Here is a 16,206-nt window from a genome sequence, read left to right as displayed (position 1 = left end):
GATGAAAAAAAACATTTTACTAGTCGTTCTTTTACTTACTGTTACTATTAGTAAGGCTCAAAAAAGCCAACGTATTGCATACATTGATATGGAATATATTCTACAAAACATTCCAGAATATATTCAAGCTCAAAATGCTTTAGACGCTAAGGTTCAAAAATGGAAAAAAAATCTCGATACTGAGGCTCGTAAAATTGAAGTTTTAAAAACCGATTTAGCTAATGAAAAAGCTATTCTTACTAAAGATTTAATCGACGAACGTGAAGAAGACATTCAAATTAAACAAGAATCTTTACGCAGATTAGAATCTTTATACTTTGGTCCAAACGGAGACATGTACCAATTAAGAAAGCAATTAATTAAGCCCGTACAAGACCAAGTATATAGTGCTGTACAATCTATAGCATCTCGAAAAAAGTATGATTTCGTTTTCGACAAATCAAGCGAATTAGTTATGCTATATTCAAATAAAAAACACGATATTAGCGACCTTATTGTCAAAATGATTAATATCGATCAAAAAAGACAAGCAAAAAAGGATAAAATTGCTGCTAAGAAAGAATTACTAAAAAACAGTGGTTTAAGTAACAAAGAGAAAGAAAGAATTGCTAAAAGAGAAGCTTTAAAGAAGAAAAAAGCTGATGATAGAGCTGCAAAAATTAAAGCTATCGAAGAAAAAAGACAAGCTAAAGCTAAAGCTATTGCTGAAAAAAGAAGACTTTTAAAAGAGAAAAAAGAAGCTTTAAAAAAAGCTAAAGAAGAAGAAAAAAAGAAAGAACAAGAACAGAAAAATCAAGAATAAAAAATAAATTAAAATTAAAACAACAAAGATGAAACAGTTTAAAACGTTATTATTAGTTGCAATTTTTACGATAGGATTAGGTGGTGTTGCCAATGCACAAAAAATAGCACATATTAATACTGATAAATTATTAGCTGCTATGCCTGCAACTAAAGCTATGAAAACAGACTTAGAAAAGCTAAACAAAACATATCAAGATGAAATTGAAGCTATGTTTAAAAAGTTTGAAGCTAAAGTAAAAAAATACGAAGCAGAAGGAAAAACTCAAACTCAAGAAGTTAATCAAAAGAGAGCTATCGAAGTACAACAAGATAGACAAAGAATAGAGCAAGCGAGACAAACTGCTGCACAAGACATGCAAAAGAAGTATCAAGAAAAAACGTTACCAATCTTAAAGAAAGCTGAAGATGCTATTAAGGCTGTAGCTGCTGAAAAAGGATTTATCTACGTATTAGATGCATCTCCAGGAAAAGGTTTAATCGTTTACGATAAAGGAGAAGATATCTTTAATGCTGTAAAAGCTAAATTAGGATTCTAATCTTAGAAATATAAAATTTATAAAAAGTCCTGCTGATATCAGCAGGACTTTTTATTTTTGCCTTACATGCTACACATACAACAACCCATAGGTATTTTTGATTCTGGTATCGGCGGAACATCTATTTGGAAAGAAATAGTTTCATTACTTCCAAATGAAGACACTATTTATCTAGCTGATAGTAAGAATGCTCCTTATGGCCAAAAAAGTAAACAAGACATAATCAACTTGTCAATAAAAAATACAGAGTTTCTTATAGAAAAAGGTTGTAAAATTATTGTGGTAGCTTGTAACACCGCAACTACAAACGCTATTAAATATTTAAGAGAAAATTACAATATACCTTTTATTGGTATAGAGCCTGCAATAAAACCTGCCGCTTTAAAAACCCAAACAAATACTATCGGCATTCTTGCTACCAAAGGAACTCTTAACAGTGAATTATTTGAAAAAACATCTTCAACTTTAGATAATAAAATTACAATTCTAGAACAAGTTGGTGAAGGGCTGGTTGAACTAATTGAACAAGGAAAAATAGATTCAACCGAAATGAATCAGCTTCTAAAAAAGTATATTAACCCTATGCTGCAAGCTAATGTAGACTGTATTGTTTTAGGCTGTACACATTATCCTTATTTAGCTAATTCAATAAAGAAAATTACAGACAATAAAATAACTATTATTGATTCTGGAGAAGCTGTTGCTAGACAAACAAAAAACATTTTACTTACTAACAATACAATAAATAAAGACGTAAAAAAAACAAGTACTTATTCGTTTTATACTAATACAAACAAACAAATACTTGCTTCTTTTTTAACAGATTATCCTTCCGCTACTATTATTGAAAAGGATTTTTAAAAACTTCCGTTAATATTAGGACAAGCTGAAGCTCTTCTTTTTCTACAAAGAATATCCATTCCTAATGATATCTGATGAAAATCTCCATTCGAGAAGACAATATCACCTGTCTGTTTTGTATATGTATAAGAAACCATAAACTTATTGAAGTTAACTCCTACAATAGGAGTTATATATTGTGCTTCTCCAAAAACACTTCCATCAAAACTAGTTCTGTAAGATAATGCCGCCCAAAACTGAGTGTTTCTAATCTTCTTATAAACCTTAAAATTAATATCTGCAACCTTCTCTCCTGTTTGTTCTTTAAACTGAAACATAAACGAAGGTTCAAACTGCAATACTCTTTCTTCTCCAAAGAAGTACCCTGCTCCAATAATATAGTTTCGTAAGTTCAATGATTCAAAATTAGAGTCTAAATTATTCTTTGCAGACAAGAATAAGTTCTTAACAGTTGCGTATGACGAAAAACCTTTATAATGATAAGCCATACCAAAATCGGCATTAAAATAAAAATTACTTTGAATAATTTGTGATACAGCTGGGTCATTTACAAATCTTCTTTGATCAACTTCATTTTGCACTACTGACATTGATAATCCAAAAGATAATTGATTGAATAAATTTTCATTCCCCATATTTAAATGGTAAGCATATGTACCTTGAATTCCTTTTTGAGAATGATAACCATTCTTATCATTATATAAAACAACCCCGTAACCTGCATTAGAATACTCTCCTGCTTTAGCATGAAAACTTGCTGTTTGCAAACTTGGAGCATCTTTAACTCCAAACCATTGTTGACGAGCTGTTAATCTTATTTTACCACATTCACCAATACCAGCAGCAGCTGGATGTAATAAATATACATTATCAGATAAATAATCTGCATAAATCGGTAAAGTCTCCTGTGCTATTGATTTATTAAAAACAAAAAGCACAAAAAGTAGTTTAGCAATATTTTTCATAAAATTTATAATAGACCCACAAAGATATACAACATGTATTGAATATTCCTCATTAATATTAAAATTAACATCTTAATATTTCAAAACTCTATTAACTCATAAAAATTGTATATTCGCATCGTAAACTTTAGGAGTAGCTAATTATAAATTAGTTTGAGAAATATCCTTAGAACCTGATTTGGTTAACACCAACGGAGGGAAAAGTTTCAGTAACTTACTGTGTACTTTCATTTCTTACCTTTTTAAGGTTTACCTAAACTATATAATAATTTGAATAATGATTACGGTAAATCTAAACCAAGAGCAATATCAACTTAATAACGAATCTTCTGTACAAGATTTTATTAATCACATACAAGTTTCTTCTAACGGAATTGCAATTGCCATAAATCAGCAAATTATTTCTAAAGCAAACTGGAATAAACAAAAACTTCAAAACGGAGATTCAATATTAATAATTAAAGCAACTCAAGGAGGTTAATTATGAAGAAAAAAGACACGGCACCAAAACAAGGAATTACAAGAAATCCTTTTCCTAATTCGAAAAAGATTTATGTATCGGGAGAAATTCATCCTGAGATAAAAGTAGCTATGAGAGAAATCACGCTAAGTGATACTAAAGATACTATGACAGGTAAATTAACTCCTAATGAGCCTGTAACTGTTTATGATACTTCTGGACCATATACAGACCCAAATAAAGAAATAAATATTCATAATGGTATTGAGCGTCTTCGTGAACAATGGATTAAGGATAGAAATGACGTAGAAGAATTAAATGAGTTTTCTTCAGAATATTGTAATGAGCGTTTAAATGATGAAAGTCTAGATCATTTACGTTTCAATTTAAAGCACAAACCTAAAAGAGCTAAAGAAGGAAAAAATGTAACACAGTTACATTATGCTAAACAAGGAATTATTACTCCAGAAATGGAATACATTGCTATTCGTGAAAATCAACGAATAGATGAAATGACTGAGATTGTAAAACAACATAAAGGAGAAGATTTTGGAGCGTCAATTCCTCAAAAAATCACTCCAGAATTTGTTAGGTCAGAAGTAGCTAGAGGACGTGCAGTAATACCTAATAATATAAATCACCCAGAATCTGAACCAATGATTTTAGGTAGAAACTTTTTGGTGAAAATTAATGCTAATATTGGTAACTCAGCAACTACTTCATCTATAGAAGAAGAGGTGGAAAAATCGGTATGGGCTTGCCGTTGGGGAGCAGATACTATTATGGATTTATCTACGGGTAAAAATATCCACGAAACTCGTGAGTGGATTATCCGTAATTCGCCGGTTCCAATTGGTACCGTTCCAATTTACCAAGCTTTAGAAAAGGTAAATGGAGTTGCCGAAGATTTAACTTGGGAGATTTTCCGTGATACTTTAATAGAACAAGCTGAACAAGGAGTAGATTACTTTACTATTCATGCTGGTGTATTATTACGCTATGTGCCTATGACGGCTAAACGTGTAACAGGAATTGTTTCTCGTGGAGGATCAATTATGGCTAAGTGGTGTTTAGCACATCATAAAGAAAATTTCTTATACACACACTTTGAAGAGATTTGTGAAATATTAAAACAATATGATGTAGCTTTTTCTTTAGGAGATGGTTTACGTCCAGGTTCTATTGCAGATGCTAATGATGAGGCACAGTTTGCAGAATTAGAAACTTTAGGAGAATTAACAAAGTTAGCTCGTAAGCATGATGTACAATGCTTTATAGAAGGTCCAGGTCACGTGCCAATGCATATGATTAAAGAAAATATGGACAAGCAATTAGAAGCTTGTGATGAAGCACCTTTCTACACCTTAGGGCCATTAACTACAGATATAGCTCCAGGTTACGATCATATTACTTCTGGTATTGGTGCGGCTATGATAGCTTGGTACGGTTGTGCAGTTTTATGTTATGTAACTCCAAAAGAGCATTTAGGCTTACCTAACCGTGATGATGTGCGAGAAGGAGTTGTTACATACAAGTTAGCTGCTCACGCTGCCGATTTAGCTAAAGGGCATCCAGGAGCGCAACACAGAGATAATGCATTAAGTAAAGCTAGGTTTGAGTTTAGATGGGAAGATCAATTTAATCTTGGTTTAGACCCAGAAAAAGCAAGAGAATTCCATGATGAGACTTTACCAGCTCAAGGAGCAAAAATTGCTCACTTCTGCTCTATGTGCGGACCTAAATTCTGTTCAATGAAAATATCACAAGAAGTTCGTGATTTTGCGGCTGAGAATGAAATTGACGAAAACAACGAGATTTTTGCTAAAGGAATGGAAGAAAAGTCAGAAGAGTTTAAAGAAAAAGGTTCTGAGATTTATTTATAAAATATGATTGTTCTTATAGCTCCAGAAAATGATATTGATAATGAAATTCTAATCCTGAATCAGCTTTTTGAGGTAGGATTAGAATATTATCATTTTAGAAAGCCTAATAAATCATACCAAGAACATTGTGATTATTTAGATGCTATAGACACTAAATACCACAATAGAATTGTAACACATTATCATCATGAGTTAATTAATGAATATGACTTAAAAGGTATACATTTTCAGGAACAAAAAAGAAGAGACCATATAGATAATTCGGGTAATTATTTTAAGGACCTGAATATGTTTGGTAAAACTATTAGCTCTTCTTTTCATGAACCAGAAGAATTAGAAGATTGTTATTTTGAATTCGATTATCATTTACTAAGTCCAGTCTTTTCTTCAATATCTAAACAAGGATATGAAGGAAGAGGTTTTGATGTTAATCATATCGATAAGTTAATTATTGGTATGGGTGGAATCAATTCTAAAACCTTAGCTAAAACAATTGAACTAGGATTTAAAGGAGTTGGAGTTTTAGGAGGAGTATGGAATACAGATAATCCAGTTGAAAGTTTTAAAGAATTAAAAGAGGAATACGCTACAATTGAAAGCAAGACCTAACATACTAACCATTGCAGGATTCGATCCTTCTAACGGAGCGGGTTTAACTGCTGACGTAAAAACATTTGAGGTGTTAAAATGTTATGGATTATCGGTTTGTACAGCTAATACAGTACAAGATGATCAATCATTTCAAGACTGTTATTGGTTGCCAATAGAACAAATAACTGCTCAAATAAAAGTGTTGTTTAATCGCTTTCAGATTGATATTGTTAAAATAGGAATAGTAGAAAATTTTGAGGTTTTAAATGCAATTATTGACTCGGTTTTAAGTCATAATTCTAAAGCGAAAATTGTTTTAGATCCGGTTTTAAAATCGAGCTCTAATTTTCAGTTTCATTCGAACTCAGATTTAGATGATGTGTTGGGAAAAATAGAGTTGCTAACTCCTAATTACAAAGAAATTGAATTGCTATATCCGGATAAGAATATAGAAGAAACGATCACACATATAACTAAGAAAACCAACTTGTTTTTAAAAGGTGGACATCGTTTAGATAAACTAGGTAAAGATGAATTGTACACTAAAAATGGAAAGAAATATTCATTGAATCCGAAATTACCTAACTGTTCAGAAAAACACGGTAGCGGTTGTGTGCTGTCATCTGCTATTGCTAGTTATTTAGCTTTGAGTTTTCCATTGTTAAAAGCATGCTATAGAGGAAAAAGATATACAGAGAAGTTTTTAAGTTCTAATAAAGGTTTATTGGGTTATCATTCAAAAAAGTAATATGATAAGTAAGTTACAATACATATCACAAGGAGCAACTCCGCAAGAACATTTAGAGAACATACAGAGAGCTTGCGCATCTGGTGCTGAATGGGTTCAGTTGCGATTAAAGAATCTAGATGATAAAACGATTCTTGAAACCGCAAAAAAGGCTATAGAAATTACTGCTCATTTTCAAACGAGATTAATTATCAACGATCATTATAAAGTTGCTATTGAAGTAAAAGCAGATGGCGTTCATTTAGGTAAAACTGATGCTTGTCCTGCTAAGGTTAGGAAAGATTTGTATTCTTGGCAAGTAATAGGTGGAACAGCTAATACACTTGATGATTGTAAGGTTTTAATTGATAAGAAAGTAGATTATATTGGTTTAGGACCTTTCAGATTTACTAAAACCAAAGATAACTTAAGTCCGGTTTTAGGAGAAAAAGGATACTTAACTATATTAGAAGAGTTGAATACAGATGTTCCTGTTATAGCAATAGGAGGTATTACTCAGAATGATGTATTAGATATATTAATAACAGGCGTGTATGGTATTGCTGTTTCAGGAGAGATCACACGTAACTTTAATAGCATATCTAAGTTTAAAGAAATTATAAATGGTGGGCCAACTTAAGAACAACGTTGGCAACCAGAAGAAAATAAAAAGTAACATGTTACAATTAGCAGATAAAGAGTTTAACTCAAGATTATTTACAGGAACTGGCAAATTCAGTTCTTCTAAATTAATGAATGAAGCCTTGTTAGCTTCAGAGAGTGAGTTAGTAACAGTGGCCTTAAAAAGAGTTGATGTTGAAGATGATCAAGATGATATATTAACTCATTTAGATCACCCAAGAATTAATTTATTGCCTAATACTTCTGGAGTTAGAGATGCAAAAGAGGCAGTTTTTGCTGCTCAGTTATCTAGAGAAGCATTAGAAACTAACTGGATAAAGTTAGAAATTCATCCAGACCCTAAATATTTATTACCAGATCCCATAGAAACTTTAAAAGCTGCAGAAGAATTAGTAAAACTAGGTTTTGTAGTGATGCCGTATATCCATGCAGATCCAGTTTTGTGCAAGCGTTTAGAAGAAGTAGGAACTCAATGCGTGATGCCTTTAGGAGCTCCTATTGGGAGTAATAAAGGTTTAAAAACCTTAGAGTTTTTAGAAATTATCATAGATCAGAGTAATGTTCCTGTGGTAGTAGATGCTGGAATTGGTAGCCCGAGTCATGCGGCACATGCTATGGAAATTGGAGCCGATGCTGTTTTGGTAAACACGGCTATTGCGGTATCTCAAAATCCGGTAGAAATGGCTAAAGCTTTTAAAATGGCAGTTAAGGCTGGTAGAATGGCTTACGAAGCTAAACTAGCTCCAGTGGTACATAAAAAAGCCGAGGCAAGTAGCCCGTTAACTAGTTTTTTAAGCTAAAATGAATAAAACTTTTCAAGACATATTCGATACGTATAATTGGGATGATACCTTAGTGAGTATTCTTTCTAAAACAGAGAATGATGTATTAAATGCTTTGCGATCTAATAAAAGAACTTTAGAAGATTTTAAAGCTTTAATATCACCAGCCGCCAGACCTTATTTAGAAGATATGGCTCAGTTGAGTAGGCAACTTACTAAGAAGCGTTTTGGAAATACAATACAGATGTATTCTCCTATGTACTTGAGTAACGAATGCCTAAACATTTGTACCTATTGCGGATTTAGTTTAACCAATAAAATTCCGCGTAGAACCCTTACAGATGCAGAGATCTTAAAAGAGGTTGAGTATATTAAGTCTAAGGGTTATGATCATATTTTATTAGTTACAGGAGAAGCTAATAGAACAGTTGGTGTAGATTATATTAGTAATGCTATTAACTTAATTAGGAAGCATTTTTCTAATATTACGATAGAGGTTCAGCCTTTAGATCAAGAAGAGTATGAGTTATTAATAGATAATGGTTTATATGCTGTTTTGGTATACCAAGAAACCTACCATAGAGATGAGTATAAAAAACATCACCCTAAAGGAAGAAAGTCAAATTTCGATTACCGATTAGATACTCCAGATAGATTAGGGAAAGCAGGAATTCATAAAATAGGTTTAGGAGCTTTATTTGGATTGGAAGATTGGAGAGCTGATAGTTTTTTTACAGCATTGCACTTAAAGTATCTACAGAAAAATTATTGGAAAACGAAGTATTCTATTTCTTTTCCTAGGTTGCGACCACATTCAGGTGGATTAGAACCAAAAGTAGAAATGACAGACCCGGATTTGGTACAATTAATATGTGCTTTTAGGTTGTTAGATGAAGATGTAGAACTTTCTATTTCTACTCGCGAAAGTGAAATATTTAGAAATAATATTGTTAATTTGGGTATCACCTCAATTAGTGCCGAATCTAAAACAAATCCAGGAGGCTATGCAGTAGAACCGCAATCTTTAGAACAGTTTGAAATTTCTGACGAACGTAGTACCGAAGAAGTTGCCGAGATGTTAAAAGGACAAGGATTAGAAGTAGTTTGGAAGGATTGGGAGCATTTCCAACAGTAAACAATGTAAGTAAAAACACTATGCTAAGTCTTGAAGAAAAACAGCATTACGATCGTCATTTAATTTTAAATGAAATAGGTATAAAAGGGCAACAAAAATTAAAAACAGCTAAAGTTTTGGTTATTGGAGCTGGCGGATTAGGCTGTCCTATTTTACAATACTTAACTGCTGCTGGAGTTGGAACTATTGGAATTGTAGACGATGATGTAGTAGACAAAAGTAATCTACAACGTCAAATTCTATATACTTACAATGACATTGGAGTATCTAAAGCTGAAACCGCAGCTAAAAGATTAGCAGGGTTAAATCCGTTTGTAACTTTTGAAGTTCATAAAACACGCTTATCAAAAGATAATGCTATAGACTTATTTCAGCAATATGATATTATTGTAGACGGAAGTGACAACTTCCCTACTCGATATTTAACTAATGACGCTGCTTTTTTAACTAATAAACCACTAGTTTTCGGAGCTATTTTTAAGTTTGAAGGACAAGTAAGTGTATTCAATTATCAAAACGGACCAACGTACCGTTGTTTATACCCAACACCTCCAAAACCCAATGAAGTTCCAAATTGTTCTGAAATAGGTGTTTTAGGTGTACTCCCAGGAATTATAGGTTCTTTACAGGCAAATGAAACTATAAAAGTTATCTGTGATTTAGGAGAAGTTCTATCTAGTAAACTTTTAACCTACAATGCACTTTCTATGCAACAATTAGTTCTAAAATTTCCTAAAAGTAATATTAAAATCACTTCTTTAGAAAATAACTATGATTTTTTCTGCGGAATACTACCCAATAATACTTTTAAAGAAATTAATATTGAGGAATATAATTCAAATCCAAATGAGTTTAATTTATTGGATGTGCGTGATTTGTGGGAACGAGAATTAAAAAGTATTGGTGGTATTCACATTCCACTAGATAAATTAGAAAACGAACTACATATTATTCCTAAGGACAAACCTTTAATTGTTTATTGTAAATCTGGAGGACGAAGCAAAAAAGCTATCGAAATTTTGCAAACTCACAACTTTCCTGAGAAATTACTAAACTTAACTAACGGAATCGGATAATTGTAAAACAAAAAAGCAACCATAAATGGTTGCTTTTTTAGTAGCGGGAACAGGACTCGAACCTGTGACCTTCGGGTTATGAGTTCGAAGAATCACCTTTTTTTCACGCTTTTTCTATGTAAAAAATTGTAAACTGTTTACGAAACCGTTTACGGTAAATTAAACAATTAACTGCATCCCAATATAGAAATTTCCATACATTATTTTTAATAAAAAGTATAAAAATTATTTTATTTTCGCCAGCCTTTAAATGTTATGAAAAATGTATAAGCGAAATTATCATCCATTGATGATAGTATTATACGCTGTCTGAATACCTGACAATCAACAAATTACTCAAATCCCCAAGACCACTAAACATAATTGAAATCAGTTTGCACATGAGCATTACTATGGAAGTGATTGGGTTCATACTTGTGAAAATCAGTTTGATACTATCAAAGATGTTTTTGCTTCTAAGTTTTTATTTAAAGCTATGCGTTTTTTATCGAAACTAGAAAAGGGTATTTACACATGCTAGGAGAATTTTCACAAAATAAAAACTATTAAAACTACATACTTCAAAAATTGTTGCTTCTGTGCAACATTTGGCTTCTTTATCAAAAATATCAGTAGCTACTGCTTGTAAATATTATGGGATTTCTAAAGATTGGTATTATCAAGAAAAAAGAAAAATTATTTGTAGCCTAAACCCCTTAAAAAAATGTTATAAACAATACCCCAATCAACTAACGATACAAGAAATAATTACTATTGAACAATTAATTAAAGACTCTATCCATTTTGGAAAAACTAAAACCACTTTATACTATTACGCTCTTAAAAACAATCTTATTTCCTGCGGAAAATCTACCTTTTTCAAATATACTGCTGCTTTAGGATATCAAAAGATAAAACGATTCAAAGTTACTACTATTGAAGATGGCATACAAAAAGTTGCCTTTGTAAAAGATAATTTTTCTAAAGCTATTTTGCATGTAGCTTCTACAGATGGAAAAGCAGGAAGCAGGTTTATTAAAAACCTTTTTCAAGAGACTTTTACAAAGTATGATTTACTCAACACTACTAAACCTATTAGTATTTTGTCTGATAGAGGCTCTGAAAATAAAGGAAAACTTCTAACTTGGATTAATAGCATAAAAGCCCCTCCACTTGTTACTAAAATTACTGCTAGGACAAAAGAATTTCCATTTTCTAATTCAATGGCTGAAAGTACGCATAGCATTTATAAAACCGAGTTTCTCCACGGAAAACATTCTTTAAATCAACAAATACATTTGCTCGATTTACAGCGTTTTATAGAATATTATAATCATCACAGATATCTAACCGAATTGTATGGATATACTCCTATGGAAATCATTCAAGGTAAAACTCCAAATAAAGACCTCTATAAGCAACAAATACAACTTGCTAGAAAAAAAAGAACAATAATCAAGAATTTAACAATTGTAGTATAAAAGTGTCTTGTATAGCACAATAGAAACCAGAAAATACAGGATAACTACCACAAATAATTTTTGTAGCAACAAAATTTTAAATCTAAAATAACCTCTACTTTACAATTAAAAGTAGAGGTTATTTTGTTAAGCCGTAATTAACTGGTAATAAAAACATATCAATTAAGTGTTCCAATATTCGAACCCTTTTGTTGTGGTTTTTAATAAAAAGTGCACTACGGTAATTTTATATTTAATTCTTGCCACTAACTTACAAAAAAGCTATACAATATGTATAGCTTTTTAAAAATTATTCCTTTTTTTGATTAGTTACTTTAATATTGTCTCCTCTTTTTACGATATAAAAATAAGATCTTCTATTTTTTTGATGTTCTTCTTCAGTACATTTACTTTGATTTGCATCATCGCAATCATTCAGTAGTTTATCTTCACCATAACCAATAGCACTTTCAATTCTATCAGCATTAATTCCTCTAGAAATTATATAATCTCTGGTAGATTTTGCTCTGTTACTGGATAAGGTTTTATTGTATTCTTTGGTACCCCTACTATCTGTATGAGATTCTATTTTGATAATTAAATCTGGATTGTTATTTAAAACCGAAACAATATGTTCCAATTCATATTCTGCATCTTCTCTAATATTATGCAAATCGAAATCAAAATAAATTGGATTGATTACTATTTGATTTTCTACTATCAAGGATTCTAATTGAATGTTCTCAACCACTGTTTCTTTATTTATATCCAACGTTTTTGTATCCTTTTTTGCATTCCTGTAATTTTCTTTTGAAACTACTACTACAAAGTTTTTCTCACAATCTATCTTTTTAAACAAATATTCTCCCGCTCCCCTCGTTCTTTGTTCTTCTATAGGTTCTCCTTTTGAATTCATTAATTGAACCAACACTTCCGAAATTGGTTCTCCAGTTCTCGAATCTGAAACAATTCCTTTTATATCTTCTTTACAATTGTAGATTGTAAAACTATAAATATCATCATCTCCTTCTCCTCCTTTTCTATTAGATGAGAAAAAACCATATGTATGCTCATCATTAATTACAAATGCAAAATCATCAAAGGGACCATTAACAGGACTTCCTAAATTTACCGGTGATGTAAACCTGTTATTTTCTTTCTTTGACTCAAAAATATCTAAAGCTCCTAATCCTAAATGTCCATCAGAAGCAAAAAACAAGGTTCCGTTATTCCCCATAAATGGAAACATTTCTCTTCCCTCTGTATTTATTGATTTACCTAAATTCACTGGTTCTCCGAAAGTATTATTTCCTAAAATATCAGCCTTATAAATATCTGTTCCTCCATAACCATTTGCCATATCAGATACAAAATATAATGTTCTTTCATCTGGACTTAAAGCAGGATGTCCGCAGGAATAATCTTTACTATTAAATGGTAATTCTTGTATATTCCCCCAAACATCTCCTATTCTTTCTACGGAATAAATCTTAAGATGAGAAACTCGGTCTTTATCTCCTTGCAATCGTTTCCCATCAAAATTATCTCTTGTGAAATATGCTTTTTTTCCATCTTTTGTAATAATTAAATTAGATTCATGATATTTTGAACTCAACTCATTGATCATGTTAGCATCCTCAACCTCTAAAACTTTATTTTCCTTAACTTCTTTCTTTTCTGTTTTATAGATATTTAAAAATGGCTGTCTATTCCACCTATATAACTTCTTGTCTTTTTCTGACTTCGGTTTTGCCGAAGCGAAGTAAAAACCATTCTTATAAAGAAATCCTCCAAAATCGGAATATTTAGTATTGGATGAAATATTATGAATATTTATGTATGTCTTTGGCTTGTTAGAATATTCAACAAAGTAATCTTCATTTTTTTCCAAAGCTTCTGCTCTACTATCATTTCCAATATTTTTTAATTTAAACAACCATTTGTCTGATTCTTTTACTTTTCCATTAGTCTTTAAAACTTGTGAATATCGAAAAATATGCTTTGGTGAAGCAACAGACATATAAGAATTCATAAGCTTGTTATAGTATTTCTCTGCTAAATCAAACTCAAAGTTAAAGTAATGTGAATCGCCTAGTCTGCTCAATACTAAATAGGAATCATCTCCTTTTTCATAAATTACTTTATACAACTCCGTTGACTTTTTATACGCAAATTCATTAAAATATCTATCTGCAGCATACTTACGTTGCCCAAACGTAATTGTTGTAAATAGTATACATATCAATATTTGTAGTGGTATTGTTCTTCTCATTTTTACTTTTTTTAAAAGAATCTTGGAGATTTAGTTGCTAACTCTCGGAATATCTCCCATTTTATCATTAATTCATAGGTACCTGAGTTGTAGTTACTATAATTTGAAGTGGTCAAATCATAAGCAAACCCAATATGTAAATTTTCGGTAGCCTGTAACCCAAGTAAAGCACTAATGGAGTCATCCCATCTCCAAGCTGCTCCTGCTGTAAATTTTTGGTTGAATAAAAAATTGGCAGACACATCTAGTGATAAAGGAGCACCACTTACAATTTTTGTTAAAAAAGCAGGCTTAAACTTGATACTCTCATTTAAATCAAAGACATATCCACCTATAAAGAAAAAGTGCATTCTTTCTTCTGCTACATCTCCGCCACTATTCGCATCATCATAATGCTCCGTTCTTATGATATTAGGAACTGCTCCTCCTAAATACCAATTATCAGTGTAGTAATAAATTCCCGCTCCAATAGTTGGTAAAAATCGATTGATATTCCCTCGTAACCTTTTATCTTCCCTATCTTGAATCAATCCTCTACTCCAGTCTACATTTAAATGTCTTCCACCTAATTTCAATCCAAATGATAAATTCCCTTCATCACTAGTTCTTACTCTATAAGAAGCATTAATATCTAAAAAAATCTCTCTTGCTGGTCCAATTCTATCATTGGTAAGGTTTACTCCTAATCCAACTCCGCTATAACCAAGCGGAGCATCATAACTTAGGGTCTGCGTATCAGGAGCTCCATCAACCCCAACCCATTGTGTTCTTCCTAATAAATTTATTATGGTATGTCCACTAGAACCAGCATATGCAGGGTTAACACTCATTGTATTATACATGTATTGTGTATACTGTGGATCTTGTTGTGCATTGATATTTAATCCGCTAAATATCAATGCTACTATTGTATATATATATCTTAATTTCATATTATTTTTTTATCTGTTAATATATAACCATCCTACTTTAGGTTTAGACCCGTCTCCGAGATCAATGACATAATAATAAGTTCCTGAAGGTAATTTTTCATCAACATTTATATTCGCTCTTCCGTTTGAAATACCTCTAAAAGCAACGTCTTCATTATTATAGCCTGATGCTTTGTAAACAGTATTACCCCATCTATTAAATATTTCAACTGAATTGTTTTGATATTCCAGACTGTCAATACAAGAAATATAGAATACATCATTATCTCCATCTCCATCTGGAGTTAAAATATTGTACGGAGTTCCACAAGGGTTGGTATCTGAATCTAAATAATCTGGAATACCATTTCCATTTGTATCTAAAGCATCATTTGTTGTTGGATCTCCATCTCCTGGACCTTCATCCATGGTATCAATTCCGTCATTATCATCATCGGTATCTTGATAATCTGGAATTCCATCTCCATCAGAATCAGGAATATCAACTGGATCTCCTCCATTGTCTGGATCATAAGAATCGTCTATTCCATCTCCATCGGTATCATTTCCAGAAGGAAGTACATCTGGAATTCCATCTCCGTTATCATCATTTCCTTCTATTACGTCTGGTACTCCATCATTATCACTATCAGAATCTAAACTATCTGGAATTCCGTCTCCGTCAGTATCAACAGATCCATCTCCTTCATCAACATCTAAAATTCCATCGTTATCATCATCTAAATCTAAGGCATCTACAATTCCATCTCCGTCGTTATCTGGTTCTACAATTACAATTGCTTCTGCAGTATCACAATTACCAGGATTTAAGACCTCACATATTTGATACTGAATAACATAAACCCCTTCCTGTGTATTTGCTGGAACAATCAAATTACCTTCTGCATCTATTGTAACACCAATTAAGCCTCCATCATCAACTACATTTATAATAATATCACTATCATTAACTAATATTCCATTTAATGTATCATTCACTGTTAAATCTCCTGCAACCCCTCCTGTAAATCCATTTACATTTGACAAATTAATTGGGGTTAAGTCATCCGTTGCAATTATTGGCGCCCCCGTTACCTCTACTACAGAAGTTACTGTATCACA

The 16,206-nt window shown here is 31.9% G+C and carries 16 protein-coding genes and 1 riboswitch; of the genes, 12 read left to right on the top strand and 4 right to left on the bottom strand.

Going from position 1 to position 16,206, the window contains the following annotated elements:
* The first annotated feature begins 1 nt into the window (after nt 1).
* The 3 genes from WH52_RS14365 to murI all read left to right on the top strand — a co-directional run bounded on the left by WH52_RS14365 (nt 2) and on the right by murI (nt 2,201).
* The gene (locus tag WH52_RS14365) at nt 2-802 is read left to right on the top strand and encodes an OmpH family outer membrane protein (protein WP_086031664.1); all 801 of its coding nucleotides are present in this window, start codon (nt 2-4) and stop codon (nt 800-802) included.
* 28 nt (nt 803-830) lie between these two features.
* Nucleotides 831-1,340: an OmpH family outer membrane protein gene (locus tag WH52_RS14360; protein WP_086031663.1), complete on the top strand. Its 510-nt coding sequence runs from the start codon at nt 831-833 to the stop codon at nt 1,338-1,340.
* Between the two features lie 66 nt (nt 1,341-1,406).
* Nucleotides 1,407-2,201 (top strand): glutamate racemase, encoded by a 795-nt coding sequence (gene murI / locus WH52_RS14355; RefSeq protein ID WP_086031662.1) that lies wholly within the window; start codon nt 1,407-1,409, stop codon nt 2,199-2,201.
* Here murI and WH52_RS14350 read toward each other — a convergent pair.
* Complete coding sequence (locus tag WH52_RS14350; RefSeq protein ID WP_086031661.1) at nt 2,198-3,166, bottom strand: PorP/SprF family type IX secretion system membrane protein; 969 nt, start codon at nt 3,164-3,166, stop codon at nt 2,198-2,200. The two genes, murI and WH52_RS14350, sit on opposite strands and share 4 nt — an antisense overlap.
* 119 nt (nt 3,167-3,285) lie before the next feature.
* Nucleotides 3,286-3,383, top strand: a riboswitch (TPP riboswitch).
* A 60-nt stretch (nt 3,384-3,443) separates the two neighbouring features.
* On the opposite strand from WH52_RS14350, the gene thiS reads away from it, so the two are divergent.
* The 9 genes from thiS to WH52_RS14305 all read left to right on the top strand — a co-directional run bounded on the left by thiS (nt 3,444) and on the right by WH52_RS14305 (nt 11,922).
* Entirely contained in the window at nt 3,444-3,647 is a 204-nt protein-coding gene (thiS, locus tag WH52_RS14345) for a sulfur carrier protein ThiS (protein WP_086031660.1), read from the top strand.
* Between the two features lie 2 nt (nt 3,648-3,649).
* Nucleotides 3,650-5,509 (top strand): phosphomethylpyrimidine synthase ThiC, encoded by a 1,860-nt coding sequence (gene thiC, locus WH52_RS14340; protein ID WP_086031659.1) that lies wholly within the window; start codon nt 3,650-3,652, stop codon nt 5,507-5,509.
* A gap of 3 nt (nt 5,510-5,512) precedes the next feature.
* Nucleotides 5,513-6,118, top strand: coding sequence for a thiamine phosphate synthase (locus tag WH52_RS14335; protein ID WP_086031658.1), 606 nt, complete (start codon nt 5,513-5,515; stop codon nt 6,116-6,118).
* Entirely contained in the window at nt 6,102-6,848 is a 747-nt protein-coding gene (locus tag WH52_RS14330; protein WP_086031657.1) for a hydroxymethylpyrimidine/phosphomethylpyrimidine kinase, read from the top strand. The genes WH52_RS14335 and WH52_RS14330 overlap by 17 nt, the downstream gene beginning before the upstream one ends.
* 1 nt (nt 6,849) lies before the next feature.
* A complete protein-coding gene (gene thiE, locus WH52_RS14325; protein ID WP_086031656.1) occupies nt 6,850-7,467 on the top strand; it encodes a thiamine phosphate synthase in 618 nt (205 codons plus the stop codon).
* A gap of 37 nt (nt 7,468-7,504) precedes the next feature.
* Nucleotides 7,505-8,269 (top strand): thiazole synthase, encoded by a 765-nt coding sequence (locus tag WH52_RS14320; protein ID WP_086031655.1) that lies wholly within the window; start codon nt 7,505-7,507, stop codon nt 8,267-8,269.
* A gap of 1 nt (nt 8,270) precedes the next feature.
* Nucleotides 8,271-9,386, top strand: coding sequence for a 2-iminoacetate synthase ThiH (gene thiH, locus WH52_RS14315; protein WP_086031654.1), 1,116 nt, complete (start codon nt 8,271-8,273; stop codon nt 9,384-9,386).
* Nucleotides 9,387-9,406: 20 nt separating this feature from the next.
* A complete protein-coding gene (gene moeB, locus WH52_RS14310; protein ID WP_086031696.1) occupies nt 9,407-10,462 on the top strand; it encodes a molybdopterin-synthase adenylyltransferase MoeB in 1,056 nt (351 codons plus the stop codon).
* A gap of 587 nt (nt 10,463-11,049) precedes the next feature.
* Nucleotides 11,050-11,922: an IS3 family transposase gene (locus WH52_RS14305; RefSeq protein ID WP_086031653.1), complete on the top strand. Its 873-nt coding sequence runs from the start codon at nt 11,050-11,052 to the stop codon at nt 11,920-11,922.
* Between the two features lie 289 nt (nt 11,923-12,211).
* On the opposite strand, the gene WH52_RS14300 is transcribed toward WH52_RS14305, so the two are convergent.
* The 3 genes from WH52_RS14300 to WH52_RS14290 all read right to left on the bottom strand — a co-directional run.
* The gene (locus WH52_RS14300; protein ID WP_086031652.1) at nt 12,212-14,173 is read right to left on the bottom strand and encodes an OmpA family protein; all 1,962 of its coding nucleotides are present in this window, start codon (nt 14,171-14,173) and stop codon (nt 12,212-12,214) included.
* Between the two features lie 11 nt (nt 14,174-14,184).
* Nucleotides 14,185-15,105, bottom strand: coding sequence for a PorP/SprF family type IX secretion system membrane protein (locus WH52_RS14295; RefSeq protein ID WP_086031651.1), 921 nt, complete (start codon nt 15,103-15,105; stop codon nt 14,185-14,187).
* A gap of 9 nt (nt 15,106-15,114) precedes the next feature.
* Nucleotides 15,115-16,206 (bottom strand): gliding motility-associated C-terminal domain-containing protein (locus WH52_RS14290; protein WP_143592195.1); only part of this gene is annotated, 1,092 nt, incomplete at its 5' end.

The sequence above is a fragment of the Tenacibaculum holothuriorum genome (assembly GCF_002120225.1).
In the GTDB taxonomy this organism is placed as follows: Bacteria; Bacteroidota; Bacteroidia; order Flavobacteriales; family Flavobacteriaceae; genus Polaribacter; species Polaribacter holothuriorum.
The sequence above is the reverse complement of the archived record's forward strand: the minus strand, read 5'-3'. Positions and strand labels throughout refer to the sequence as shown.

What these genes read in the sequence shown, in the direction of transcription:
- WH52_RS14365 (WP_086031664.1), top strand. Translation starts at nt 2, where the DNA reads ATGAAAAAAAACATTTTACTAGTCGTTCTTTTACTTACTGTTACTATT.
- WH52_RS14360 (WP_086031663.1), top strand. Translation starts at nt 831, where the DNA reads ATGAAACAGTTTAAAACGTTATTATTAGTTGCAATTTTTACGATAGGA.
- murI (WP_086031662.1), top strand. Translation starts at nt 1,407, where the DNA reads ATGCTACACATACAACAACCCATAGGTATTTTTGATTCTGGTATCGGC.
- WH52_RS14350 (WP_086031661.1), bottom strand. Translation starts at nt 3,166, where the DNA reads ATGAAAAATATTGCTAAACTACTTTTTGTGCTTTTTGTTTTTAATAAA.
- thiS (WP_086031660.1), top strand. Translation starts at nt 3,444, where the DNA reads ATGATTACGGTAAATCTAAACCAAGAGCAATATCAACTTAATAACGAA.
- thiC (WP_086031659.1), top strand. Translation starts at nt 3,650, where the DNA reads ATGAAGAAAAAAGACACGGCACCAAAACAAGGAATTACAAGAAATCCT.
- WH52_RS14335 (WP_086031658.1), top strand. Translation starts at nt 5,513, where the DNA reads ATGATTGTTCTTATAGCTCCAGAAAATGATATTGATAATGAAATTCTA.
- thiE (WP_086031656.1), top strand. Translation starts at nt 6,850, where the DNA reads ATGATAAGTAAGTTACAATACATATCACAAGGAGCAACTCCGCAAGAA.
- WH52_RS14320 (WP_086031655.1), top strand. Translation starts at nt 7,505, where the DNA reads ATGTTACAATTAGCAGATAAAGAGTTTAACTCAAGATTATTTACAGGA.
- thiH (WP_086031654.1), top strand. Translation starts at nt 8,271, where the DNA reads ATGAATAAAACTTTTCAAGACATATTCGATACGTATAATTGGGATGAT.
- moeB (WP_086031696.1), top strand. Translation starts at nt 9,407, where the DNA reads ATGCTAAGTCTTGAAGAAAAACAGCATTACGATCGTCATTTAATTTTA.
- WH52_RS14300 (WP_086031652.1), bottom strand. Translation starts at nt 14,173, where the DNA reads ATGAGAAGAACAATACCACTACAAATATTGATATGTATACTATTTACA.
- WH52_RS14295 (WP_086031651.1), bottom strand. Translation starts at nt 15,105, where the DNA reads ATGAAATTAAGATATATATATACAATAGTAGCATTGATATTTAGCGGA.